The sequence below is a fragment of the Zunongwangia sp. L-65 genome (genome assembly GCF_056859415.1).
Genome location: NZ_JBSXOK010000076.1, coordinates 207,974 through 232,936, shown reverse-complemented (window position 1 = coordinate 232,936; position 24,963 = coordinate 207,974). Strand labels below are relative to the sequence as shown.

24 protein-coding genes, 1 tRNA gene and 2 pseudogenes are annotated in these 24,963 nt (G+C 36.0%); 11 read left to right on the top strand and 16 right to left on the bottom strand.

Annotated elements, in window-relative coordinates; translation table 11 throughout:
* Window positions 1-104: 104 nt before the first annotated feature.
* Genes AC13DP_RS18325 through AC13DP_RS18305 form a run of 5 tightly spaced genes read left to right on the top strand, consistent with a single transcriptional unit; the run spans window position 105 to window position 4,973 of the window.
* Entirely contained in the window at window positions 105-398 is a 294-nt protein-coding gene (locus AC13DP_RS18325; protein WP_201765805.1) for a hypothetical protein, read from the top strand.
* Window positions 399-2,258 (top strand): DNA mismatch repair endonuclease MutL, encoded by a 1,860-nt coding sequence (gene mutL, locus AC13DP_RS18320; protein ID WP_483068252.1) that lies wholly within the window; start codon window positions 399-401, stop codon window positions 2,256-2,258. It begins immediately after the preceding gene.
* Window positions 2,259-3,008 (top strand): rhomboid family intramembrane serine protease, encoded by a 750-nt coding sequence (locus AC13DP_RS18315; RefSeq protein WP_013070947.1) that lies wholly within the window; start codon window positions 2,259-2,261, stop codon window positions 3,006-3,008. It begins immediately after the preceding gene.
* Window positions 3,009-3,923 (top strand): rhomboid family intramembrane serine protease, encoded by a 915-nt coding sequence (locus AC13DP_RS18310; RefSeq protein WP_013070948.1) that lies wholly within the window; start codon window positions 3,009-3,011, stop codon window positions 3,921-3,923.
* Window positions 3,924-4,973, top strand: a complete 1,050-nt coding sequence (locus AC13DP_RS18305; RefSeq protein WP_483068251.1) for an endonuclease/exonuclease/phosphatase family protein — start codon at window positions 3,924-3,926, stop codon at window positions 4,971-4,973.
* Here the strand turns inward: AC13DP_RS18305 and AC13DP_RS18300 are convergent.
* From AC13DP_RS18300 to AC13DP_RS18240, 13 genes are all read right to left on the bottom strand, one after another.
* On the bottom strand, window positions 4,963-5,616 hold the full coding sequence (locus tag AC13DP_RS18300) for a WbqC family protein (protein ID WP_483068250.1): 654 nt from the start codon (window positions 5,614-5,616) through the stop codon (window positions 4,963-4,965). The genes AC13DP_RS18305 and AC13DP_RS18300 overlap by 11 nt on opposite strands.
* A gap of 1 nt (window position 5,617) precedes the next feature.
* Window positions 5,618-7,195 carry a signal peptidase I gene (gene lepB, locus AC13DP_RS18295; RefSeq protein ID WP_013070951.1) on the bottom strand — a complete coding sequence of 526 codons (1,578 nt, stop codon included), beginning with the start codon at window positions 7,193-7,195 and terminating at the stop codon, window positions 5,618-5,620.
* A gap of 115 nt (window positions 7,196-7,310) precedes the next feature.
* Complete coding sequence (dapB, locus tag AC13DP_RS18290; RefSeq protein WP_483068249.1) at window positions 7,311-8,027, bottom strand: 4-hydroxy-tetrahydrodipicolinate reductase; 717 nt, start codon at window positions 8,025-8,027, stop codon at window positions 7,311-7,313.
* Window positions 8,028-8,029: 2 nt separating this feature from the next.
* Window positions 8,030-8,629, bottom strand: a complete 600-nt coding sequence (locus AC13DP_RS18285; RefSeq protein WP_013070953.1) for a DUF5683 domain-containing protein — start codon at window positions 8,627-8,629, stop codon at window positions 8,030-8,032.
* Window positions 8,619-9,518 (bottom strand): ParB/RepB/Spo0J family partition protein, encoded by a 900-nt coding sequence (locus tag AC13DP_RS18280; RefSeq protein WP_483068248.1) that lies wholly within the window; start codon window positions 9,516-9,518, stop codon window positions 8,619-8,621. The genes AC13DP_RS18285 and AC13DP_RS18280 overlap by 11 nt, the downstream gene beginning before the upstream one ends.
* 3 nt (window positions 9,519-9,521) lie before the next feature.
* Window positions 9,522-10,286 (bottom strand): ParA family protein, encoded by a 765-nt coding sequence (locus AC13DP_RS18275; protein ID WP_013070955.1) that lies wholly within the window; start codon window positions 10,284-10,286, stop codon window positions 9,522-9,524.
* 101 nt (window positions 10,287-10,387) lie between these two features.
* Window positions 10,388-11,269: an SDR family oxidoreductase gene (locus tag AC13DP_RS18270; RefSeq protein ID WP_483068247.1), complete on the bottom strand. Its 882-nt coding sequence runs from the start codon at window positions 11,267-11,269 to the stop codon at window positions 10,388-10,390.
* Window positions 11,270-11,370: 101 nt separating this feature from the next.
* On the bottom strand, window positions 11,371-13,494 hold the full coding sequence (gene scpA / locus AC13DP_RS18265) for a methylmalonyl-CoA mutase (RefSeq protein ID WP_483068246.1): 2,124 nt from the start codon (window positions 13,492-13,494) through the stop codon (window positions 11,371-11,373).
* Between the two features lie 3 nt (window positions 13,495-13,497).
* Window positions 13,498-14,898, bottom strand: a complete 1,401-nt coding sequence (locus tag AC13DP_RS18260) for a methylmalonyl-CoA mutase subunit beta (RefSeq protein WP_483068245.1) — start codon at window positions 14,896-14,898, stop codon at window positions 13,498-13,500.
* A 42-nt stretch (window positions 14,899-14,940) separates the two neighbouring features.
* Entirely contained in the window at window positions 14,941-15,255 is a 315-nt protein-coding gene (locus tag AC13DP_RS18255) for an FtsB family cell division protein (protein ID WP_013070959.1), read from the bottom strand.
* 18 nt (window positions 15,256-15,273) lie between these two features.
* Window positions 15,274-15,882, bottom strand: coding sequence for a uridine kinase (gene udk, locus AC13DP_RS18250; RefSeq protein WP_013070960.1), 609 nt, complete (start codon window positions 15,880-15,882; stop codon window positions 15,274-15,276).
* Between the two features lie 48 nt (window positions 15,883-15,930).
* Window positions 15,931-16,398, bottom strand: a complete 468-nt coding sequence (locus tag AC13DP_RS18245) for a c-type cytochrome (protein WP_013070961.1) — start codon at window positions 16,396-16,398, stop codon at window positions 15,931-15,933.
* 27 nt (window positions 16,399-16,425) lie between these two features.
* Window positions 16,426-17,610: a PQQ-dependent sugar dehydrogenase gene (locus AC13DP_RS18240; protein ID WP_347406973.1), complete on the bottom strand. Its 1,185-nt coding sequence runs from the start codon at window positions 17,608-17,610 to the stop codon at window positions 16,426-16,428.
* 142 nt (window positions 17,611-17,752) lie between these two features.
* On the opposite strand from AC13DP_RS18240, the gene AC13DP_RS18235 reads away from it, so the two are divergent.
* From AC13DP_RS18235 to AC13DP_RS18225, 3 genes and pseudogenes are all read left to right on the top strand, one after another.
* Window positions 17,753-17,830: transfer RNA gene (locus AC13DP_RS18235), tRNA-Pro, on the top strand.
* 417 nt (window positions 17,831-18,247) lie between these two features.
* Window positions 18,248-18,523: pseudogene (locus tag AC13DP_RS18230) on the top strand (Arm DNA-binding domain-containing protein); the annotation flags it as partial.
* 154 nt (window positions 18,524-18,677) lie between these two features.
* Window positions 18,678-18,893, top strand: a pseudogene (locus AC13DP_RS18225) (hypothetical protein); the annotation flags it as partial.
* Between the two features lie 92 nt (window positions 18,894-18,985).
* Here the strand turns inward: AC13DP_RS18225 and AC13DP_RS18220 are convergent.
* From AC13DP_RS18220 to AC13DP_RS18210, 3 genes are all read right to left on the bottom strand, one after another.
* Window positions 18,986-19,819, bottom strand: a complete 834-nt coding sequence (locus tag AC13DP_RS18220) for a VOC family protein (RefSeq protein WP_347406975.1) — start codon at window positions 19,817-19,819, stop codon at window positions 18,986-18,988.
* Between the two features lie 123 nt (window positions 19,820-19,942).
* Window positions 19,943-20,533, bottom strand: coding sequence for a DinB family protein (locus AC13DP_RS18215; protein WP_347406976.1), 591 nt, complete (start codon window positions 20,531-20,533; stop codon window positions 19,943-19,945).
* Between the two features lie 54 nt (window positions 20,534-20,587).
* The gene (locus tag AC13DP_RS18210; protein ID WP_347406977.1) at window positions 20,588-21,124 is read right to left on the bottom strand and encodes a Crp/Fnr family transcriptional regulator; all 537 of its coding nucleotides are present in this window, start codon (window positions 21,122-21,124) and stop codon (window positions 20,588-20,590) included.
* 188 nt (window positions 21,125-21,312) lie between these two features.
* On the opposite strand from AC13DP_RS18210, the gene AC13DP_RS18205 reads away from it, so the two are divergent.
* The 3 genes from AC13DP_RS18205 to AC13DP_RS18195 all read left to right on the top strand — a co-directional run bounded on the left by AC13DP_RS18205 (window position 21,313) and on the right by AC13DP_RS18195 (window position 24,861).
* Window positions 21,313-22,923 carry a hypothetical protein gene (locus AC13DP_RS18205; protein ID WP_347406978.1) on the top strand — a complete coding sequence of 537 codons (1,611 nt, stop codon included), beginning with the start codon at window positions 21,313-21,315 and terminating at the stop codon, window positions 22,921-22,923.
* 805 nt (window positions 22,924-23,728) lie between these two features.
* The gene (locus AC13DP_RS18200) at window positions 23,729-24,214 is read left to right on the top strand and encodes a helix-turn-helix transcriptional regulator (protein WP_347406979.1); all 486 of its coding nucleotides are present in this window, start codon (window positions 23,729-23,731) and stop codon (window positions 24,212-24,214) included.
* A gap of 56 nt (window positions 24,215-24,270) precedes the next feature.
* On the top strand, window positions 24,271-24,861 hold the full coding sequence (locus AC13DP_RS18195) for a nucleotidyl transferase AbiEii/AbiGii toxin family protein (RefSeq protein WP_347406980.1): 591 nt from the start codon (window positions 24,271-24,273) through the stop codon (window positions 24,859-24,861).
* Window positions 24,862-24,963 lie beyond the last annotated feature (102 nt).

Genomic DNA, 24,963 nt, shown 5'->3' with positions numbered 1-24,963 from the left:
TTTAAAGCGGCATTATTATTGCTTTTTTATATTTTATAGAAGAGCTCTTCTATTTTAGAAAGCTTTTGAGTAAATTTGATGTACCACGTTTTAAAGCAATAATTTTGAGAGTCAATTTTTTAAAAACCAAGAAAAACGCCCGTTATAATTATACTCCTCGTTACTACAAAGGCAAGGATACGGGTAATATTTACGATTTTGATTCGAAATTTAATAAATATAGGGAAGCTACAAACGCAATAGATTTTGGAGCCCAATGGTCTAGAGATCGTAAGGCCAGCCGAAATCGTGGCAATCGGGAAATCAATCGCCGTGTTATTTATGTAGCTATTGTCCTTATCTTTATTTTTTTGTGGATTATAGATTTTGATTTGTCTATCTTCTCGAATCCTCGTTAAATGAGTGATATAATACAACTTTTACCAGATCACGTTGCAAACCAGATTGCTGCGGGAGAGGTAGTACAGCGCCCAGCTTCTGTTATCAAAGAATTACTGGAGAACGCTATAGACGCTTATGCTCAAAATATACAGGTTGTAGTAAAAGATGCCGGTAAAACCTTAATACAGATTGTAGACGACGGCGCCGGGATGAGTCTTACAGATGCCCGTATGTGTTTTGAGCGGCATGCGACTTCAAAAATTAAATCTGCTGAAGATCTTTTCAGTTTAAACACAAAAGGTTTTAGAGGAGAAGCATTGGCTTCTATTGCGGCAATTGCTCATGTTGAATTAAAAACCAAACCTCAGAATGAAGAAGTAGGTACTTGTATTAAAATAGAAGGTAGCAAAGTAGCTTCACAGGAGCCTTGCGTGACACCAAAAGGAACTTCCCTTTGTGTGAAGAACCTTTTTTACAATATTCCAGCCCGAAGAAATTTTTTAAAATCTGATGCGGTAGAATTGCGCCATATTATCGATGAATTTCAACGTGTAGCTATGGCACATCCTTCAATTGCCTTTTCACTTTTTCATAACGGAGGAGAGCTTTTTCAGTTGCCATCAACAAATCACCGGCAACGAATTACAAATATTTTTGGAGCCAAAACAAACGAAAAACTGGTTCCGGTAAATGAAGATACCGAGATAGTGAAAATTTCCGGTTTTGTTGGGAAGCCGGAGTTTGCAAAGAGAAGCAGAGGAGAGCAGTTCTTTTTTGTAAATAATAGGTTTATTAAAAGTCCGTATTTAAACCACGCCGTTTCCGCTGCTTTTGAAGGTTTATTGAAAGAAAAGACCTATCCAAGTTATTTTCTTTATCTGGATGTAAATCCAAAGAGTATAGATATTAATATCCATCCCACTAAGACCGAAATTAAGTTTGATGACGAGCATGCGCTTTATGCGATGCTAAGAAGTGCCATTAAGCATAGTTTAGGACAGTTTAGCGTAGCTCCTGTTTTAGATTTTGATCGTGACGCGAACCTGGATACACCTTATGAGTATAAAAATAGACAGGCTCAAGTTCCTAAAATCGAAGTAGATCGTAGCTTTAATCCGTTCGAGAACGAATTAAATACATCGTCTATACGATCTGGAAAAAGTCATAATTTTAGAAAAGAAAATACACAGTCCTGGGAAAGTTTATATGCGGGCTTAAATACAACTCCAGAAACCAATCAGCATCAGTTTAAACAGGTAGAGTTTGAAAGCGAAGAAGTAACCGGGAAGCTTTTTGATGATAATCATTCGGGATCTGAGGCAGGTACATTTCAACTTCAAAAAAAATATATCGTTTCTACGTTGAAAAGCGGCATTTTGGTAATCGACCAAAATCGGGCGCATACCAGAATTTTGTATGAAGAGTTATTAAAAAATATTACGATCGCTGCGGCGGTAAGCCAGCAACTTCTTTTTCCTTTACAATTGCAGTTTAACACGCATGAAATTGAAATGCTTAAAGAAATTAAGGAATCTTTAGAACAAACTGGTTTTATTTTTTCTAATATTGAAGACGAAACTGTAGAGATTACGGGGATACCAACCTTAATCAGCGAAAGTGAAGTTGGTATTTTGCTAGAGCAGCTGTTGTCTGATTTTGAAAATGAAGTTCCTGATAATGGATTTTCACAAACCGATTTGCTGGCAAAATCACTGGCAAAAGGGATGGCTGTGAAATCCGGAACTCTATTAAATAGTACAGAGCAGCAACATATTGTAAATCGATTGTTCGCCTGTAAGGAACCAGATGTAAGTCCGTTTAATAAATCGGTGTTTGTGACCTTAACAGTAGATGAATTAGATAAAAAATTTACCTAAATGGGAAGAATTTCGGAATCTGTAAAAGTTATTTTAATAGCAAATATTTTATTTTTTATTGGTAGCCAGGTTATTGGTGTAAAAGCATATGAACTTTTCGCTTTATGGTTTCCCGAGAATCAAAATTTTCATTTTTGGCAGATACTTACGCACATGTTTATGCATGGCGGGATTTCGCATATATTCTTCAATATGTTTGCGCTTTATATCTTCGGGAGTTTTTTAGAGCAAAGTATTGGTCAGAATCGCTTTTTATTCCTTTATTTTTCGGCCGGATTGGGGGCAGCAGGGCTTCAGATATTATTTTCTTATCTCGATTTTAATTCGGCTTACAATGCTTTGCTTGAGAACGGTGCTACGGTAGCTCAAATCAATGATTTACTTAACCAGTTTGATGGTCAGTCTTATGGAATGATGTACAATGGAGGGAATGCTTTAGTCAATGATCTTGCCAGTTCTTTTATGGTACCCATGGTTGGAGCCTCAGGAGCAATATTTGGTGTTATGGCAGCATTTGCTGTGATTTATCCAAACTTGCCATTATATATAATGTTTATTCCTATACCCATCAAAGCAAAGTACCTAATAGGGGGTTATTTTCTTTTGAATGTCTATTCGGCCGTGACCGGAAATACTCTTTTAGGACCTTCAAATACGGCCTACTGGGCGCATATTGGGGGTGCAGTTATTGGATTTATCACTATGTGGTACTGGAAGAAAAATCAGTTTAACCAAAATAGGTGGAACTAGATGAGGGCATCAGATAAGATACGCTATAAAATAAACACAGCCACGGTTACAGAGAAGCTTATCGCCATAAACGTGCTTGTTTTTTTATTTTTTGGGGTTCTGAATACGGTATTTTCCCTTTTTAAAATATCCGGATTTACCGCTTTTTACGACTGGTTTGTATTACCCTCGGATCCTGCGGAATTTATTCTGAAACCCTGGACGATCATTTCGTATTCTTTTTTACACGGAGGGATTTGGCATTTGGCTTCAAATATGTTGATATTATATTTTTCGGGAATATATTTTCTAAATTTCTTTTCTCCTAAACGACTGTTGAATTATTATTTTTTAGGAGTGATCATAGGAGGATTAGTGTTTATGCTGAGTTATAATTTATTCCCTGCCTTTTCGGGGGGTAAATCCTATCTTGTAGGAGCTTCAGCCGGAGTAATGGCGGTTTTAATTGGAGTCGCTACTCAGGCACCAAATATGTATGTTCGATTGCTAATTATTGGAAATGTAAAGTTTTGGTGGATTGCAGCTACTTTGGTTGCCATAGATATTATCCAGATCCCTATGGGCAATGCCGGTGGTCATTTAGCGCATCTTGGTGGGGCTGGATTAGGCTACCTATATACGACACAACTTCATAAAGGAAATGATATTGGAGCCTGGTGGGAAAATTTGATGGATGGTATTGCAAATCTGTTTAAAAAACGAGAGAAGAAGGCCAAAATGAAGACGGTGCATAATACGTCTAAAAGAGCGTCTAAAGCATCCTATGCTTCTGCTTCAAGGACTTCTTCAACCATGTCTAAATCTGAAAAGCAACAAAGAATAGATTCAATTTTGGACAAAATTAGCAAGAGCGGATATGAAAGTTTAACGAAAGCAGAAAAAGATTTTCTTTTTCAGGCGGGTAAAGATGACTAGATGAAAAAACTATCCTGGTTTGATAAACTTATCTTCTTTCTTAATTCCATATTGGCAATAGGTCTCATTGTAGCTTATTTTTTGCCTTATATACCACCCAAAAGTTATCCTTTAATTTCAGTTTTAACTTTAGGAGTCCCCATTTTAATTATCGCTAACCTTGTTTTCTTTTTATATTGGTTAGTGCGAATGAAGCGACAAATGATATTGTCCTTGTTAATTATGATCGTGGGATTTGGCTTTGCTTCTAAGTTCTATAGATGGCCATTTAGCGATGATAATACTAGGGGAGAATATTCTATAATGAATTATAATGTTAGGATGTTCAATAAATCAAATTGGACGCATGAAAAGAATATTCCTGAAAAAATTAACGATATGATCAAGGAAGCAGATCCAGATATTTTAACTATAGAAGAATATTACAAAAATGAATACCTGGAAAAAAAATATCCCTATAAATTTATCAAATATCGCTCTGATAAATCATCTTTTGGACAGGCCATATTTTCTAAGTTTCCGTTGCTTGCCAAGCGGTCTTTAGATTTTCATGTTGATAATTTCACTGGTGATAATAACAATGCAATATTCACTGATATTATTATAAAAAAGGATACCATACGACTTTATAATATACATTTTCAGAGTTTACAAGTAACCGAGGATGTTCAGGAGGTCGATAATTTTAAAAATAAACAGGAATCCAAAAAAGTAATAAAAAATATATCGAGCGGATTTGTTAGGCAGCAAAACCAGTCAGAAAGAGTGAAACGTTCTATTGATTCTTCAGAATACCCAGTTATAATTAGCGGCGATTTTAATAACACAGCTTTTTCCTATACGTATAACCAGGTTAGAAATGATCGGTTTCAGGATGCTTTTGTAAAAAAGGGAGCAGGATTTAGCAGTACTTATAATTTGAATTATTTTCCGCTAAGGATTGATTTTCATTTACTGGATACTGTTTTTGAAATTAATTCCTATGAACGAATTAAAATACCTTACTCTGATCATTACCCAATTTTAACCACTTTTTCAATTAAAAATTAAAATTAGGTAGGTTCTGTATTTCAAGGAATTCTAAACTTTGTGGTCCTAAATTAAAAATCAAATCCAGAATACTAAGATTGTTAATAAACTGGTGTTTAGTTTCGAACACCTGTGGATAACGATCAGACAAAAAATTAAAATCTTTTTTGGCTGAAATCAGATGTCTGCCATTATCCATTCCTTTAGGAATTCGAAAATATTCTTCAGATTTTTTTATTTCAGGTTCAATTCCCAGTGCATCAAAAACAAACGCCTGGCACCGGTAATTAAAATCCATTAAATGGGAAAATTGATCTTCATACAAGTAAATGAGTTCATCTTCGTAAAATTCAAAGAATGGAGAGGTTTGGTAAGATGCTTTTAAAGCACGCCAATGTTGCTTCTGCCATTCGAATGAATTATCGATCAGCACCTCTTTATACAGTTGACGCCCATCAGATTCTGTCCCGGTAAGCGATGATTTATGCTTAATGGGAATGTTTAGTAATAATTTTCCATTAGCATCATAGATATACATCCGGTTACGATGGGTCTGTTTTTGATAACTATCAAAGTTTTCAAAAACTATTTTTTCATATTGCGCAATCACGGCGTACTGCGAAACAGGACCAAAATAGGCCGGATGTAATAAAACAGTATCCATTTTAAGAATCTGATTTTTTACGTTTTCTGAAATAATTAAAACCGAAGAAAATCACGAGTAAAATTAGGAAATATGGGAGATAGGATACAGGTTTACCTTCCCCTTTAACCGTTGTAAACATTCTATCCCATCGAATACCATCTAAGAAACCAGAGGCATATTTATCTTTACTAAACCATATAAAAACCGGTTTACCTACCACATGATTGTAGGGTACGTATCCCCAACTACGGCTATCTTCACTGTTATGACGATTATCACCCATCATCCAGTAATAATCCTGTTTAAAAGTGTAAGAATCGAAAGGTTGGCCATTTAAAAGTACCTGGGTACCGTTTAGGCTGATTTTATTATCGATTCCCATTTCGCTGCCTTCATAAACTTCAATGATTCGGCGGTAATAAGGTAAAGATTCTGGAGTAATTTTTACGGTTTTCCCCGCTTCAGGAATATAGATCGGGCCAAAGTAATCCAGGTTATATCGCTTTTTCTTATCGTTAGGGAATAAGCTGGCTGTTTTTTGATCTTCAGGATAAACCCGTCTTTCCAGAGTTTTGATATACGGATTATTTTTCAATCTTTCTTCAGCCTCTTCAGGAAGTGCAGAGATTATAAACTCGTTGGTTGCTTTGTTGTAGTAGAAACCATCAGTAATATCATACATTTGATACATGTACTGCGGAGTAAGTTCCTGCCCATTAGTAGTTCCCTGATAAGAATATTGTGGCTTCGCCCTTTCAGATAACTGAAGGGGTTGCCCGTTAATATGAATTTTACCGGCTATAATTTCTAAAGAATCGCCAGGTGTGGCTACGCAACGTTTTACGTAATTCGATTTTTTATCGATTGGCTTATGATAATATTTCCCGTCACCATACTGGTGAAAAGCGTTTACGGTATCTACAGGCCAGTTAAAAACCACGATATCATTCTTCTTCACTTTTTCGAAACCCGGTAATCGGAAATATGGGATTTGAGGTTCTGAGAGATAAGATTTAATACCTATGCCGGGTATGGTATCATGTACCATAGGAAAAGCTATGGGAGTTTGCGGAATTCGTGCCCCATAGTGAAACTTACTTACAAAAAGATAATCACCAACTAGAAGGGTTTTTTCTAGCGAAGAGGTAGGGATGGTGAAAGGCTGCATAAAATAACCGTGGACTATAGTGGCTGCCACTACAGCAAATAAAATGGAACTTACCCATTCGCCAACGGTTGTTTTTGGTTTTATACTCCTGTCTTTTATGTGTTTTACATCCTGGGTATAATTAACATAATAAATATAAAAGCCTAGTGTGAGTATTCCTAACCAGGTATCCAAGCTGCTGTTTTTTCCAAAACTTCTTAAAGTTTCTACCCAAATTACCGGGAACATAATAAGATTTACAATAGGAATAAATAGCAAAATTACCCACCACCACGGGCGATTAATGATTTTCATCAAAATTACCGCATTGTAAACTGGAACTAATGCTTCCCATGCTTTTCTATCTGCTTTTTGATATAATTTCCAGGTTCCTGCAAAATGAATCACCTGCACAACCAGAAAGAAAATAAACCACTCTGTAAATGTCATATCTTATTATTTCCCTGTTAGTATACCTAAAAGGATATTCGTTACTATTATTTTTCTTTTAAAAGACTTCTTACAAGCTGCTTTATGCTATAAAATTAATTTGAATACGGTATTTTTATTCAAGTAGGCTGGAAAGTACATCTTTCATGGTATATACGCCGGCCTTTCCTTTAATCCATTCTGCAGCGAATACGGCTCCCTTAGCAAATCCTTCTCTAGAATGCGCGGTATGCATAATTTCTATATCGTCGATTCTTGAGGTATAACTTACGGTATGGGTACCCGGTACATCTTCTATTCGTTTTGCGAAAACCGGAATTTCATTATCATTAGCTTTCTCCAGATGCCATCCCTTTTTTCTTTCGTTCACTTCAATAATTTGTTCGGCAAGGCTTATGGCCGTACCACTGGGAGCATCTAATTTTTTGGTATGATGTATTTCTTCAATTTCTACGCCATATTCCTCTAAATTCTTCATCATTCCGGCTAATTTCTTATTAAGCTCAAAGAATATATTTACACCTAACGAAAAATTACTGGCATAAATAAATGCAGCTTTGTGTTCATCACATATTTTTACCGCTTCTTCGTATCGGTCTAACCAGCCAGTAGTGCCGGAAATCACAGGAATACCTGCTTTAAAACAAGTAGTGATATTTTTGAAAGCAGCGTCCGGAATACTAAAATCGATGGCCGCATCAATTTCTAGTTCTTCTAAACTATAACTTTCTATATTTTTATCGATTTTCAGTACAACTTCGTGTCCACGGTCTAAAGCGATATTTTCAATTGCTTTTCCCATTCTTCCGTATCCTAAAAGTGCTATTTTCATGTCTAAAATTTAAAATTCAGGGAAAATCCATAGTTAGACTTTCCTGTGAATTTATCGAGATTATAATTCGGTTTTAAACTTAAGTCTTCGCTTACGTTAAATTGTTGCAGGTGGGCATCTACATTGGCATCAATAATATTTAATGCGTAAAATCCTATAGCCACTAATATCGAAATTTCCTTATTACGTTGATAAAGTTCCTGGGCGCTACGCAACCCCTGGTCTGATATTCTTCCCGCAAACTCATCTTCTTTTCCGGCTAGGCGCTGTTTATAAGCCGTACGATAGCGATCGTATTGTTTATCGTTATCGATATAAAAATAAACAGGAATCCCTATTCCCGCGTATACTAGTGGCACTTTCCAGATCCTGCCATTATAAATCTGCCCCAAACCTGGTAGAATAGCAGAATAAAATGCAGCTTTAGCGGGTGCTAAGGCATTATATGGTTTATAATCCTGTTCCTTTTTTAAGGCTGCTGGCGCTTCTGGACTTGCGATTACCGTTGGTTTTTCTACAGACAGTGAATCATTTTCCTGAGCGGTAAGCTGTAATGTAAGTAGAAGCAGGAATAATAGCGGAAGTAGCTGCTTACTCTTCACCCTGAATTAATTTTTTAATTCGATTAAATTCCTCTTCAGAGGAAAAAGGAATAGTTAGTTTCCCTTTCCCATTTTTCTGAACTTTTACATCAACCTTGGTCCCCAGGTAATCTGTAAATTCTTTAATACTTTTCTTGTAGGTAACCGGTATGGCAGGCTTTGATACCGTTTTTGGTTCAGGTCCGTTTTTAGCTTCTTTTACCAGTTTTTCGGTATCTCTTACAGATAATGAATTCTTTAAGATTTTTTCGTAGATCTCCAGTTGTATCTGGGGATCATCCATGTTAATCAGCGCTCTACCATGGCCCATTCCCAAAAAGCCATCCCGCATTCCCGTTTGGATGATAGGGTCTAGTTTTAAAAGGCGTAAATAGTTGGCGATGGTCGATCGGTTTTTACCTACACGCTCACTAAGCTGTTCCTGGGTAAGGCTAATCTCATCGATTAGTCTTTGGTAGGAGAGTGCAATTTCTATTGGATCAAGATCCTGACGCTGAATATTTTCAACCAACGCCATTTCAAGGCTTTCCTGGTCGTTAGCAATTCGAATATAAGCCGGGATGGTTTCTAAACCTATTAATTTTGAAGCTCTATAACGACGCTCTCCGGAAACCAACTGGTATTTATCGAAATCCAGTTTTCTAACGGTAATGGGCTGGATTACCCCAAGTTCTTTTATAGAACTACCTAATTCGCGTAAGGCATCTTCATTAAAACTGGTTCTTGGCTGAAATGGATTTACTTCGATTGAAGATAATTCCAACTCAACAATATGCCCCACCAACTTATCTGCATTTTTATCTTCGGCTGAATTTATATCGTTTTGAGGATCTTTCAATAGCGCAGAAAGACCTCTACCAAGTGCCTGTTTTTTTGTAGCCTTCGCCATCCTCTAACTGTTTTTCTTAATAATTTCGTGCGCCAAACTTAAGTAATTTGTAGCCCCTTTACTAGACGCATCGTAATTAATTATACTTTCACCATAACTTGGAGCCTCACTTAAACGCACATTTCGCTGAATGATTGTTTCAAAAACCATTTCATCAAAATGTTTTTGAACTTCTTCCACCACCTGATTGGAAAGTCGAAGACGGCTATCGTACATCGTTAATAATAAGCCTTCAATATCCAGTTTATTATTGTGTATTTTTTGGACGCTTTTTATGGTATTCAGTAATTTACCTAAACCTTCTAAAGCAAAATATTCACATTGAATAGGGATAATTACAGAATCTGAAGCGGTTAAGGCATTTAATGTTAATAATCCCAGAGAAGGAGCACAGTCTATTAAAATATAATCGTATAGTTCTTTAAGAGGAGTAATTACTTTTTTAAGCATCGACTCCCTGTTTTCCTGATCTACGAGTTCAATTTCAATGGCTACCAAATCGATATGGGCAGGTATCAAATCCAGATTTGGAGAACTGGTTTGCATAATCGCTTTTTCTGGAGTAATAGAATGCTCCAGTAGCTGATAGGTTCCCAATTCTATTTCTTCAACATCAATTCCTAATCCTGAAGTGGCGTTGGCCTGGGGATCGGCATCAATAAGAAGGACCTTTTTTTCTAAAACACCAAGGGAAGCAGCAAGATTTACTGAAGTTGTAGTTTTACCTACTCCACCTTTCTGATTGGCAATAGCGATGATTTTACCCATTAATTTGTATCAATTTTTGAAGGTAAAAATACAATTTATTATAGGTTTATAAAATCATTTTGTTAACAGCTTTTTCAAAAACTTTAACAATCGCAAAAAAATTAACCTCTTTTCTTCGCTTTAATCATTGCTTCCAGCTGATCCCACAATTCCTCGGGGATTGCTTCCAGCAAATTAAACTGCCCGGCGCCCTTCAACCATTCTCCGCCATCGATAGTGATTACCTCACCATTTACATAAGCAGAAAAGTCGGATACCAGATAAGCAGTAAGGTTGGCCAGTTCCTGATGATCACCTACACGTTTTAGCGGTACTTTTTTGGCCAGATCGAATTTATCTTTTAGATCTCCGGGCAATAATCGATCCCAGGCTCCTTTGGTTGGGAATGGCCCGGGCGCAATCGCATTACATCTAATCCCGTATTTAGCCCATTCTACCGCCAGAGAGCGCGTCATGGCTAATACTCCCGCTTTTGCCGTTGCACTTGGTACTACATAAGCAGAACCGGTCCAGGCATAAGTGGTGACAATATTTAGAATAGAGGTATTTTTAGTTTTTTTATCGATCCAGTGTTTTCCAAAAGCTAGTGTACAGTTTTTACTTCCTTTAAGCACAATATCAATAATAGTATCAAAGGCATTTGCCGAAAGACGCTCTGTAGGTGATATAAAATTTCCTGCGGCATTATTTAATAACACGTCTACTTCTCCAAATTCATCCAGCACCAATTGAAGCATTTGTTCTACTTCCTCATAGTTTCGCACATCACATTGCACGGGTAAACATTTTCCGCCGGTTTCCTGCTCTAATTCTGATGCTGTATTCTGAAGTTTCTCCAGATTTCTGGAAGAAATAGCTACGTTTGCTCCTAATTCCAGGAAATATTTGGTCATGGATTTACCAAGACCGCTTCCTCCGCCGGTTACAACAATTGTCTTACCCGCTAAAGCCTCGTCACGCAGCATTTTTTTTGTAAAGTCCATTATTCTGAATTTGTAAGTTCAACAATGAATTTACTTATATTTTTTCAGAATTTGAGGTAATCGACACTCAAAATTATGTATTTCGAAATCTGATAGCAGTATTACTCATCAATTAAAATCTCCAGTAGTTGTATGGCGGCTTCGCTTATTTTAGTCCCGGGACCAAAAACAGCTACCGCGCCGGCATCAAATAAATATTGATAATCCTGCGATGGGATGACGCCACCTACGATCACCATAATGTCTTCACGACCTAACCTTTTAAGTTCCTCTAAGACCTGGGGTACTAATGTTTTATGCCCGGCAGCTAAAGAAGAAACTCCAAGGATATGCACATCATTTTCTACCGCTTGTTTAGCCGCTTCTTTAGGAGTTTGAAAAAGCGGACCAATATCCACATCAAAACCTACATCAGCATAAGCTGTGGCCACAACTTTTGCACCGCGATCATGCCCATCCTGTCCCATCTTTGCAATCATAATTCTGGGTCGGCGCCCATCCTGCTCGGCAAATTTATCTGCGAGTTCTCTGGCTTTTTTAAAAAATTGATTGTCTTTCATTTCTTTAGAATACACCCCGCTGAATGATTGGATTTTTGCTTTATATCGCCCAAAAACTTCTGCCAGGGCATCGCTTATTTCACCTAAAGTAGCTCTTTTTCGGGCCGCTTCAACAGCTAAAGCTAATAAGTTTCCTTCATCTGATTTTGCAGCCTTAGTAAGATTTTTAAGTGCTTTTTCAACCTCAGTTTGGTTTCTTTCAGCCTTAATTTTTTCTAAGCGTGCAATTTGCTGACTGCGTACTGTTTGATTATCTACTTCCAGGGTGACCAGTTCATCTTCTTTTTGTAAACGGTATTTATTGGTTCCCACGATGATATCGGTTTCATTATCAATTCTGGCCTGTTTTCTGGCAGCGGCCTCTTCGATACGCATTTTCGGAATTCCGGCTTCAATTGCTTTGGTCATTCCGCCCAGGTCTTCAACTTCTTCAATTAATTTCCAGGCTTTTTCAGCAATAGCATTTGTTAAGCTTTCAACATAATAACTTCCGGCCCATGGATCTACCGTCCTTGTGATGGAGGTTTCCTGCTGAAGATGTAATTGTGTGTTTCTGGCAATTCGGGCTGAAAAATCTGTTGGCAATGCAATAGCTTCATCTAAAGCGTTGGTATGTAAGCTTTGTGTACCTCCAAAAGCTGCCGCTGCCGCTTCTATAGACGTACGCGCCACATTATTAAACGGATCCTGCTCGGTTAAACTCCAACCACTGGTTTGTGAATGTGTTCTTAGCGATAGACTTTTTGGATTTTTAGGACTGAATTGCTTTACCAGCTTTGCCCAAAGCATCCTGGCCGCGCGCATTTTTGCGATTTCCATAAAGTGATTCATCCCAATGGCCCAAAAGAACGAAAGTCGGGGTGCGAAACTATCGATATCCATTCCGGCTTCCAAACCTTTTCTAATATATTCCAGTCCGTCGGCAAGTGTATACGCCAGTTCAATATCACAGGTAGCACCGGCTTCCTGCATATGATAGCCGGAAATACTAATACTGTTGAATTTTGGCATATGCTGCGAGGTATATTCAAAAATATCAGCAATGATTTTCATGGAAGGAGTAGGAGGGTAGATATATGTATTTCTTACCATAAACTCCTTTAAAATATCATTTTGGATGGTTCCTGATAGCTGTGCGGGTTTTACACCCTGCTCTTCAGCAGCAACAATATAAAATGCGAGGATAGGTAATACGGCACCGTTCATGGTCATGGAAACCGACATTTTATCGAGCGGAATCTGATCGAAAAGTATTTTCATGTCCTCAACCGAATCGATGGCGACCCCGGCCTTTCCCACATCGCCCACCACGCGTTCATGATCACTATCGTAACCGCGATGCGTTGGCAGATCGAAAGCTACTGAAAGTCCTTTTTGCCCTGCGGCTAAATTTCTTCGATAAAAGGCATTACTTTCTTCGGCGGTAGAGAAACCTGCGTATTGTCTAATCGTCCAGGGACGTTGTACATACATGGTACTATAAGGGCCGCGAAGAAAGGGAGAGGTTCCCGCAATAAAATTAAGATGTTCAAAATTTTCTATATCTTCTTTAAAATACGAAGATTTGATATTGATTTCTTCGGGAGTTTCATAAGTCGAAATTGTAGATTTTGAACTTATTTTTTTATCGATTAACTGTAAATCTTTAAGGTTTTTTCTTCCCATAACTTATGCGTTTACAGTTTTTTCGGTCTTCAATCGTTTCTCTTCCAGTTTTTCACTTAATCGCCGCTCTAAAATCGGTTCGATCAAAGTTTTACGCGGATTCTTTTTTAGAAAGGGATACAACTGAATTTCTTGTTGCATTTTATCGGCTGTATTTTGGTATTTATTGGTGCCGATTAAAACCAATTCACCATTATCGAATTTCTCCTGTTCTTTTTCAGCCGATTCTTTTATTTTTTTCTGAATAACACTGTCTTTCAGTTGTTTTAAAAATCCGCCTCCGTTTTCAATATCTTTAAAGATGGCCAGTGCTTTTTCGGCAAACTGTTCGGTTAAGTTTTCGATATAATATGCACCTTCCGCAGCGTTTTTTACTTTGTTTAGATGTGCTTCATACTTCATAATTAAAAGCTGATTGCGGGCAATTCGATTTCCAAACTCATTATTTTTATGATATACCGCGTCATAGGGCATATTAAAAATAGCATCTGCACCGCCCAAAACCGCACTCATACTTTCAGTGGTGGTGCGTAAAAGGTTGACGTTATAATCGTACAGTGTTTTATTGCGTTTTGAAGGCTGGGCCAGAATAAAAATTTCTTGCTGAAAGCCATAGGTTTCAGCTAAACTTGCAAAAAGCCATCTTAAGGCTCTGATTTTAGCAATTTCAAAAAAGTAATTTGAGCCAACAGCGACCAGGAATTGAAGTTTTAAGTTTTTCTTTATTGTTGCTGACAGAAAATTAACTTCGTTTATATGATTTAGATATTCATTGGCATGTGCGATAGCATAGGCTAATTGCTGCGGAATGGTTGCGCCAGCATTTTGATACAACATGCTATCTACGGAAATAACCGACTCGAAATTGGGTGAATTTTGAAGTAGTTTATCTAAAATTTTATGATCATTTTCTAAGTTAGAAAACCAGTTTCCTGAAGCGGCCAAATTCCCGATAATATCGATTTGAAGGTATACTTTTGTATTTTTATCCTGGAAAAAATTACGCAAACCTTTTAGGAAATCCTCAGACAGAAAAGTGAATTTCAGATAAATAGGAGTAGAGCGAAAATCGAAGTTTTTAAATAGTTTGTCAAGATTCGTTTCTTCTGATGAGATTATGAACCAGATACTTTCAGCTCCTTTTTCGATTAATTTTAAAGCGCGATAATTACTTTTTTCTTCAGAAACTACGTAAATCTGGTCACAAATAGACCAGTCTTTACTGGAATTTACCTGTAAACTTTCAATTTGGTCGTCCTGATGATAAAATGGCCTAATGTCGATACCATCCAAGGTATGCGTCACTAAATGTTGATAATCCAGACCGTTCAGTTCAAATTGAATTTGCTGTTTCCATTGTTTTGCAGAAACTTCATCAAAATCCTGAAATAATGATTGCTTCATAATAGGTGTGGTTTTAGGAAAACAAGTGGAAAATGCCCAATCTTAATCTACCGTATCGTATTCGATAATATAGATTTCTTCGTTAGGGCGTTTCATATAATATTTTTGGCGCGCGAATTTTTCTAATTCTATAGAGTCACCCAAGGTGCCGATAATGGCTTTATCCCTAGAAATCTCCTTTTGGTAATATTCCTTGTTTTCTTTAAGCTCGTTAATTTCCTGGTTAAGTTCATGATGTATAAACCAGGAATTACTATCTAAAAAGAACATCCAGATTGCAAATATAAGGCCCAGCAATACATATTTATTGCTAAGGATTTTAAACCATGTTTTACTGCGAAGTTCTTTTAATTTCATTGGTTTAAATATACAAAATTAGAACAAGCGATCTTTGATAATTGTCTGAACGATATCAACAGCTACCGTATTATAGCGATTGGTAGGGATAATAATATCTGCAAATTCTTTGGTAGGTTCTATAAACTGGTTATGCATAGGTTTTAGCGTAGTTTGGTAACGCCAAAGTACTTCTTCTAAATCACGGCCGCGATCTGCGATATCTCTTTTAAGACGACGTATTAAACGCTCATCGCTATCGGCATGCACATAGATCTTGATATCGAACATATCACGAATATCGGCATGGGCAAGAATAAGAATCCCTTCTACGATCACTACTTTACGGGGGTGAACTTCGATAAATTCTCCCGTCCTGTTATGTTCTTTAAAAGAATATACCGGCTGCATCACATTTTTACCGGCTTTTAAGTCTTTTAGGTGAGCGACCAATAGCTCGAAATCTATAGATTTTGGATGGTCAAAATTTATTTTTTTACGTTCTTCGAAGCTAAGATGACTGGTATCCATATAATAGGAATCCTGAGATATCACATCTACTTCTTCATTTTTTAATTCGTCGATTATCTGATTTACAACGGTAGTCTTACCACTACCGGTACCTCCGGCAATTCCAATTATAAGCATCTAAAAAAATTTGGGGCAAATTTAATTATTTGCCCCAAAAAATAAATGTTATTCAGGTTTTTCTACTGCGGCAACTTCTTCTTCGGTTACCATATCATCAATTTTATTGCTCCAGGAGTTCATTACATAATTAAGTGCATCTGCAACTTCCTGATCGCTTAAGCCCATAGGAGTCATGACGTTATCGTATTCTTTACCGTTTACGGTAATAGGCCCCTGCATACCATATTTTACACCACGAATACTTTCTGTGCGTTTTTCTTTTAACCAGTTAGACCCGTCTAATGGAGGGTAAGTTCCCGGGATTCCTTGTCCTGTGGGTAGGTGACAGGTCACGCAAAGTTGGGAGTATATTTTTTTTCCTCTGGCGATACTTTCGTCTAAAGGTGTTTTTTGAGCTGAACCGTTATCTGCCGGGATGGTATAGGTTTCTTCCTCTTCAGTAGTTTCCTGTTTTTTGTCTGACTTACAGGCCATCGCTCCCAGAATCACGGCAATACTTAATAACTTTTTCATTTTTGATCGTTTGTGTTTAATTCTAATTTATGCTGTTTTTTTTACTAATTTCAATACGCCTTTTCCTTCTACGCCAAGATAGATATTTCCATCGGGTCCTTCAACAACTTCTCGTAATCTTCCTACTTTTTCAACCAATTTCTCTCGTTTAGTAATTTTCTTTCCGTCTAAAATCAAAAGTTCCAGATACTGAAATTTAAGGGAGCCTGCTAATAAGTTTCCTTTTAGGTCGGGATATTTTTCGGAAGTAACATAAGCAAATCCGCTTGGAGCGATTGAAGGTAACCAGTAAAAGATAGGATCTTCGAATTCTGGCCTGCTACGCTCTTCGGTAATAGGAGTTCCGTCATAATTTTCACCATAGGTTACTACCGGCCATCCATAATTTGCTCCGGCTTTTACTACATTTATTTCATCTCCGCCTTGTGGGCCATGTTCATGAACCCAAATTTCACCGGTTTCAGGATTTAAGATCATTCCCTGTGGATTGCGATGTCCATAAGAATAAATAGCTTCTTTGGCATTTTCCTTTCCTACAAAGGGATTGTCCTGCGGAATACTTCCGTCATCATTTAAGCGATAAACTTTACCATTATCTCTTGTGATATCCTGTGGATTTTCATCACGAGCACCACGTTCTCCGGCTGAGAAGTAAAGGTATCCCTCTTTATCGAAAGCTATCCTGGATCCAAAATGTTGTCCTTTAGTGGTGTTTGGCCCGGCTTTATAGAGTACTTCTATGTTGGTAAGTTGGCTACCATTGATTTTTGCTCTGGCTATTGCGGTATTTCCCCCTTCGCCTTCGCCTTCAGAGGAGGCATAGGTAAAATAAATCCATCCATTGTTAGCATAATCTGGATGAACGGCAATATCTAATAGTCCGCCCTGTCCACGCACATAGACTTCAGGAACATTAGAAAGTTTTTGTTTTTTGCCGTCTTTAAAATGGTAAATTTCGCCAGATTTATCGGTAATCAGCATGCTTTGATCTGGTAAGAAATCGATACCCCAGGGGATAGGAATTCCTTCTACGACTACTTCAGTGGTATAAGTATCATTGGTTTCGGCCGGGATAGGTTCTGGTACCTCCTGTTTGGAAAGCTCTGGAGATTCATCGGTATCCTGAGCATCTGCAGTACCCGTTTTTTTATCGTTTTGGCCACAGGAAATCAGCAGCAGCGCCATTCCCAGAGTAGTGAAAAGTTTTTTCATAGTTAGGTGTTATGAGATTGGTTGTAATTTAATGGATTAAAAACTATTTATCGAACTAATATATAAAAAATCTGAACTTTCCATTGTAGTGGAAAAAGAATTATTATATTTGCACCCGCAATCGCAAATAATGATTGTGTAACGGGGTGTAGCGTAGCCCGGTCATCGCGCCTGCTTTGGGAGCAGGAGGTCGCAGGTTCGAATCCTGCCACCCCGACCAAGACAATCCAATCACGAAAGTGGTTGGATTTTTTTGTTTTATAGCGACAAATCGAAGGATTTGGGAGCTATCAAAAGAAAAAAAGGCACCAGGCGTAGCCTGGATTGGATAGTGTTGAGTAACAATCCTATTTTCAGGATCACCGCTAAGGTAATCCTGCCACCCCGACTTTTTAAACTACCAAATTTTGGTTAATTAAGGGTAATTATATGGTTTTTATGTAGTTACCCTTTTTTAATGCATTAAATTCTATCAAACTTCACCAGCTATAATGTGAGTTATTCGTGAGTTTTGGTCTTTTTCGTGAGTTAATCGTGAGCTTATTTTTTGTATCTTGATTAACCCCATGACCCTTAGTACATATTGATCGTTTTGGCTTTCAACCCTTAATTATTGTTTCATTTAAAAAACAAAACGATGCGTACCACTCAAACATTTATGATTTCTTTTTTCATCCGCAAGAAAAAAAACAAGCCGGAAGATGCCCTCCTTTATGCCCGAATATCAGTTAACGGCATTTATATTGAAATGAGCCTAAAACGTAGCTTGGAAGTGAGCCGTTGGAACCAGTCAGCCTGCAAGCTAAATGGCAGCAGTATGGAAAGCCAGCAACTTAATAAAAAGATAGACGATACTAAGGCACTTTTATATAAAGCTTATGACAGCCTGCAAAAGGAAGATCAGGTGATCACTGCCAGTGCAGTAAAGTCACGTTATCTGGGCATTGATAAAAAGCACTACACCTTAACGCAATTACTGGACTACCACTCCACAAAGATGAAAGGTATTTTAAAGTACGGGACTCTAAAAAACTATACGACAAAAGAAACCTATCTAAAGAATTACCTTAGTACCTGGCCTTATAGGAAAATTTGCTTTCAACTTTATGAGTATAGTAGCATATGGAAGCGTGATGATGACCTATTTTGGTGTGAATTTTTATTTAGTTGGTCTTCACAGCTATGCTTAATCGGGTTCTGCTGCCATTACTCCTGACTACGTCAAATATATTGTCCTTGGATTATTGTTACTTGGTGGGGTTGGTTATTGGAGATATCGCTGAATTTATAAAAAATCAGCATGAAATATTCCTATTATTTAGGATAAACAAAGCTTTCCAGCACATAGCTCTTATCTGACAAAATTTATTGGTCGTTACAAATATATAATTAATGGTAATTCAGGTCTCAAATCAAATGTTCTTTTCTGAATATTTTTATCAAAATATAGTTCCATTAAATACTCTGTTCCATTTTTTACAGTCAGGTTTGGAATTTTGTTAACCGTTTTAATCGTTTCTGTTTCTAAATTTAAATCAGTTGATGTTATTACAATATTTGTGATTTTTTTTGCTCCATTTGGATGCTTATAAAATTCTCTTGCAAATGCATACTCATCTGGAATATTGTTAAGTTCAGATATAGTTTCGAACGTGTCCGATTCAATTTCTGGATAAACTATGAAAATCGAAGGTTCTTGAAGAAACTTTTTTGAATTTTTAGCTGAGTATATGCTTGCATTCTTGCCCATCCAATCTTGATGATATTTCACACTTTCGAATGGAATTTTATCTATATCATAATCTTTTAATCTCAGAGCAATACTAAAAGGTAAAGCACCATTTTTTTTAAAGTTTGCTCTTTCTGTAAAATCTAAATCTTTGTTTTTCCTTACATTTTTTTCTAATTCGTTTTGATTATATACAAAAATTAGTTCGAGGTAAGTATTTAAAAAATTGAAATATCTTCCTGCTGTTCCTTGTCCTTCGTGAACTTCAGAAAGGGAATCTGGAACAGAAGTGAACCCAATATCTTCTAGTTGTTCTTTGACCATTTTAGGATCTTCAACCCAAATATTAAAATGGTCAATCAGTAAATCAGATGAAATATTTTTATTGCTTTTATCAGTTCTGCTTTCTTTAGTAGTATTCTTGCAAAACGATAAGCTAATGATTACGATCGAAATGATAATATAATTGCGTATTTTCATTTAAAATATTTAAGAATGGGGTCAATTATCTTAAGGTGTGGGCGTAGTATATGGAGTTTTTAATCTTACCTTTTTAAAAAACTAAGCCAAAAAAAATAGGCGTTTATGAAATATCCGAATTTATCAGTTAGAAACCAATCGGCTATTCTTATAAACTTTATGAATTGTTCCTTTATTCAATTGTGTTTTCGCTTGTTCAATATGTCTTTGATTATGGTAAATTAAAACTCTAAATGTATTTCCTAACTTTAATTTTAGCAGTTTTGAGATGCTGATCGCTGTTTTGGTTTTGTTTAAATTGATTTTTCTTGATTTGTTTAAAAGTTCCAGAATTTGCTTTTGTTGTTCTAAAAATCTTTTTAAAGTTCTCTTATTCAACTTACGACCATTTGGATTTTTATCCTTGAATGTTTTTATTTTTCTCATTTTCTTTGAAGGTAACATACTTTTAGCAAAATAATTACCTAAGACTCCGGATTTGAAGAGTTGATCTGGGTCTGTCTTGCTTTGTTCGATTTTCTGCTCTATTTCGGGAATATAAAATTCGCCATATAGATTAAGGTGCTCAATGCATTCAAGAATGCTCCAAGTCACTTGGTTTTTCTTTTTGTTGAGTTCTTTTTCAGTTAACTGGCTCAATTGTTCAACTTGATTGATATTCTGTCGTGTTCGCTCAATTAAATCCAATATTAAAGATTCTGTTTTTATTTTCATATCTGAATTTTCTACAAATTTGGAAATAACAAGATGATCTAAAATTGATTGGAATCAAGATTTTTTAATTCTCGAAAGCGTTTCAGGTTTCATTCTTAAATATGAAGCAATATATTTATTTGGTATTTCTTGAAATAATTGCGGACTTCTGCCTAAAACACGTTTATATCTTTCTACTGGCGATGTGGTTAAAATATCACGTTCTCGTTCCATGTGTTTGTAAACAAGTTCATTGACTATTTCCAGCCATATTTTTATATATTTTTTTGAACTCCATATGAAATTATTAAAACTGTTTTTGGAAATAACTTTTAATTCAGTCTTTTTAATTGCTTGGATATACAAATCTGAAGGCTCATTTTTTATATACGAGTCAAGAGCTGCAATTATATTATTTCTATATCCAAATCTTATCGTATGTTCTTCAAATTCATCAATAATAAAAATTCGTAAACTTCCTTTAACTATAAAATAAAGATTAGTATCTATACTACCTCGAACTTTTAAATATTCCTTTCTGGTCAAATTCAATTCTTTTTCCCATAAATTTTGACATTCAATTTCTTCTACTAACTTTTCAATTGGATTCATTTTTTTTGTTTGAAGGTGATTATTGTTTTATAGTTTATAAATATTCCTTGCATAGAATAATATATCATATATAATATCTAGACTTAATTGAGTATTTATGAATAATTATTAATTTTAACAATTATATTTTTAATATAATAGTATGTAACCGTAATTTTATAGTATTCTTAACCTAAATATTTCATATTATGATTAGCAAAAAATTACTTTTAACAGGGGTAACCGTGTTAATGGTTCTTTTGAGCTCGTGCTCAAAAGAACCATTAACGAACTCAAATTCCAAGTCAACTTTGGAAAATGAACTTACGTATTTAAAGGCTACTGTTCCTATAGAAAGTTATGCCTTAGATTGGGAGAATGTAGATGAAGTCCCTTCCCCTGACGGAGATATACGTTTGCCGTGGCAGGCAGCATCATCGGTAGGTATAAACAATAATATCCTACATGATTACTCCAGTGAGGATGGTTGGGAACTGATTTATAGCACATTTGATGAAAACTCTACAGCAGATCATCTTTTCTTTACATTATATAACAAATATAGAGGTGTAATTAGAACTTATTTTTACACAGATCCTACTTCTGAGATTTCTTCGAGTTATGTAACTTCAACAATAAACCTTCTTGGTTCTCAAAGTTTCAATTCCCCAATATTGAATTTTGCAGATCAAACCGTAATTGATGTTAATTCATACTCTTCTTCCGCTTCTATGGTACAACCATTTCAATTTTCTAGAGCAACTTGGTATGCGTTTGAATACGAATTAGCGTATGATGAAAATATAGATTTGCTGAGTTTTTCTGAATTATCTCAACAATGGAAACTAGGATCTGTAAATATTTCTTCAGTTGATTTGAATGGTTCTTCTAAGGGAGAGATCAATGGAACAATAAAATCTGATAATAAAGATTTTAGCTCTAATGGAAATGTATCATCTGGAGATTCAAGTAATATGAGTTCAAATTTTTCTGGAGATGAAAATCAAGATAAAGGCTCCAATATATGGAAAGATCTAGGTGGAGCAGTTAAAGATGGTATTTTAGGAGCAATAAAAGGTGGGGTACAAGGAGCTGCAACAAATTTATTAAGTGGAATTTTTGGCGGACAAACCGAAACGACTACTGAATATGTAAAATTAGACATTAAAACAGATATAGCGATGAGTGGAACTATAGAAAGTAGTCATGGCGCTGGTGGACCTAATATTCCATTCCCTGGATATGGTGCTTCAAGTTCTGGAGTAGCTTATGATGAAGCCCCTGGTGTATTTTATCTTCAAAATAGACCAGAAATTGATCATGTTAAGAGATTTCGGACTTTAATTCATAGTAATAATCCAGGAGGACCGGGAGGACCAGGAGGTTTTGATGGCGGAATAGGAGGAGGAATTGGCTTCGGCAATATTGAAGAAATTCATACAAATAATTATTCAATAGACGAAAATTCAATTAATGTAATATGGAATCCTGATCTCTTAGCTATTGCTGATATTGAAGATTTTAATACAGAAATTGTTTCAATTTATCCTGAAATTGAAGGCACAAATATTAGAGTTAGTGGTAAAGAAGAGCAAATTGGAGATTTTGAAGCATTAACTGGACAACATTTGTATACTGGTTCAAATTCAACCTTAGTTAATTCGGGCGAAATTGCAAGTGTACCTGACGATTTAGAAATTGTTGGAGTTAGAATTTCTTTTAAGGTCGTACCTAAAAATGGAGATTCTCCTGTATTTATCGTGAAGACTTTTAAATCTGATATAGATTTTTCTTATACTCAAGAAACAGAGAATATCTAATAGTAAGGATTCAATTTCTATACTTAAAATTAATAAAATTTACCATCAGTTTTTACATTAAGCTGATGGTAATTTTTAACATCGAAATTGATTGAGGTATTTACTCTAATATCCATGAAATCTTCTCCCAAGACTACCTAAAAGAACAAGTCCTGAAACTTTTTATTCATAATGTTCTTCCGGCCTCAAATATACTATTAAGATTAAGCTCTGATATTCAGTAAATACCCAAAAGTGTTGAATAATTTTTTAGGTATTTAATATATTAAACTTTCAATTTTTTCACTTCAACAACATTCAGAATCTTATTTTTAATAGTTGGTTAGTGTCTTGCCTTCTATATGCCGGATGCAATAAAATGATAATGAACAGCCTTGTTATACCTTCTTGAAAATTCTTTCTTGATTTGACATATAGTTATTTTAAAAATATCCAGAAAGTTCAATTGCCTTCAATTTCTCACCACGTTCAACTCAAAACGCTTCGAAAAAATGGTCTTGAACATATGCCAAAAGCAAATAAAAATACTAGTGGATTAGAGTGGAAAATTTGCTTTTGCCTTACGTTCGCTTGAGTACCATTTCGGTAAAATTGATCGATCTACATTTCAATGCTATAAGCTTACTTTGAATTTTTGAGCCTTAGCTTTTTGATTTCAAAAAGCTAATGTGACGGCTCTAGAAGTAAATAAATATATCTATAGCTCATTTCATTTGATCTTTGGTACCGCTTCAATAGAATTAAAAAGGCAAAGGCTCTGGATAAAAAAGTAAATGATATAAACAAATTTGTTTACATTTGTGTTATGTCCAATTTACTCAATTATAAAGGTATTCATCCTGGTCTTGTTTTAGATCGGGAACTAAAACGTAGATCGTTAAAGCAACGTCCTTTTGCGTTGAGTATTGGAGAGCATCCGCAAACATTAAATGCGATCACCAAAGGAAAGCGTAATTTAACCACAGCTTTAGCCCTTAAGATCGAGGAAAGCTTGAATTTAGAAGAAGGGGTATTGTCTTTATTGCAGACGTACTATAATATTCGCCAGGAAAAAGAGAAAAGGATACAGCAAACGCCTCAGCTTTCCCTATTTCGAAAATCCCTGTTTTGGGATACCGACTTTAATAAATTGAACTGGAAACAACAATACAAGGCGATCATAAAACGAATTTTTGAGCGTGGTAACGAAAAGGAAAAAAATGAACTCATTCGTTTTTATGGGAAAAAGAAAGTACAGGAAGTATTAGGGCAAACCAGCCCAGATCCTTACAAGATATCTACATCACTATAGCCATGCTATATTACCATACCGTCAACGAAATACTTCATCAGAGTTTATTACAACTCATGGAAGCGGAAATTTTTAAAGATTTTCGTCTGGTTGGTGGTACAGCGCTTAGTTTACAAATAGGTCATCGGATATCTGTAGATATTGATTTATTCAGTGATGCCGAATACGGTACTATTGATTTTGATGCCATCACAGATTATTTACAACAGAACTTCAATTATGTAGATTTTTTATCTGTTCCACCTGCACTGGGTAGATCTTATATCATTGGCAGAGATGCGGATAATGCTATAAAATTGGATGTGTTCTATACCGATCCATTTATAACACCACCACTAGTTGAAGATGGTATACGAATGGCAAGCATTGAAGAAATCATTGCTATGAAAATAGATGTGGTACAACGTGGAGGGCGTAAAAAAGACTTTTGGGATTTACATGCCCTTTTCGAAGACTATACGTTAGATCAAATGCTTCAACTCCATGAAAAACGTTATCCATATACTCACGAAAAAGAAACCATACTACAGAATTTCATAATGTTCCAGAATGCAGACGATGATTTTGATCCCATTTGTTTAAAGGATAAATATTGGGAATTTATCAAGGATGATCTTAAAACACTAATTAGAGATTATAAAAAGTAATGAGCTATTTTTTTGACACTAATTAGAGATTTTTTTGAAATATAACAGTCTTAATACTACCTATATCCCTTAAGCCTCTCTTTTTTTCGTTACGACCGTGCG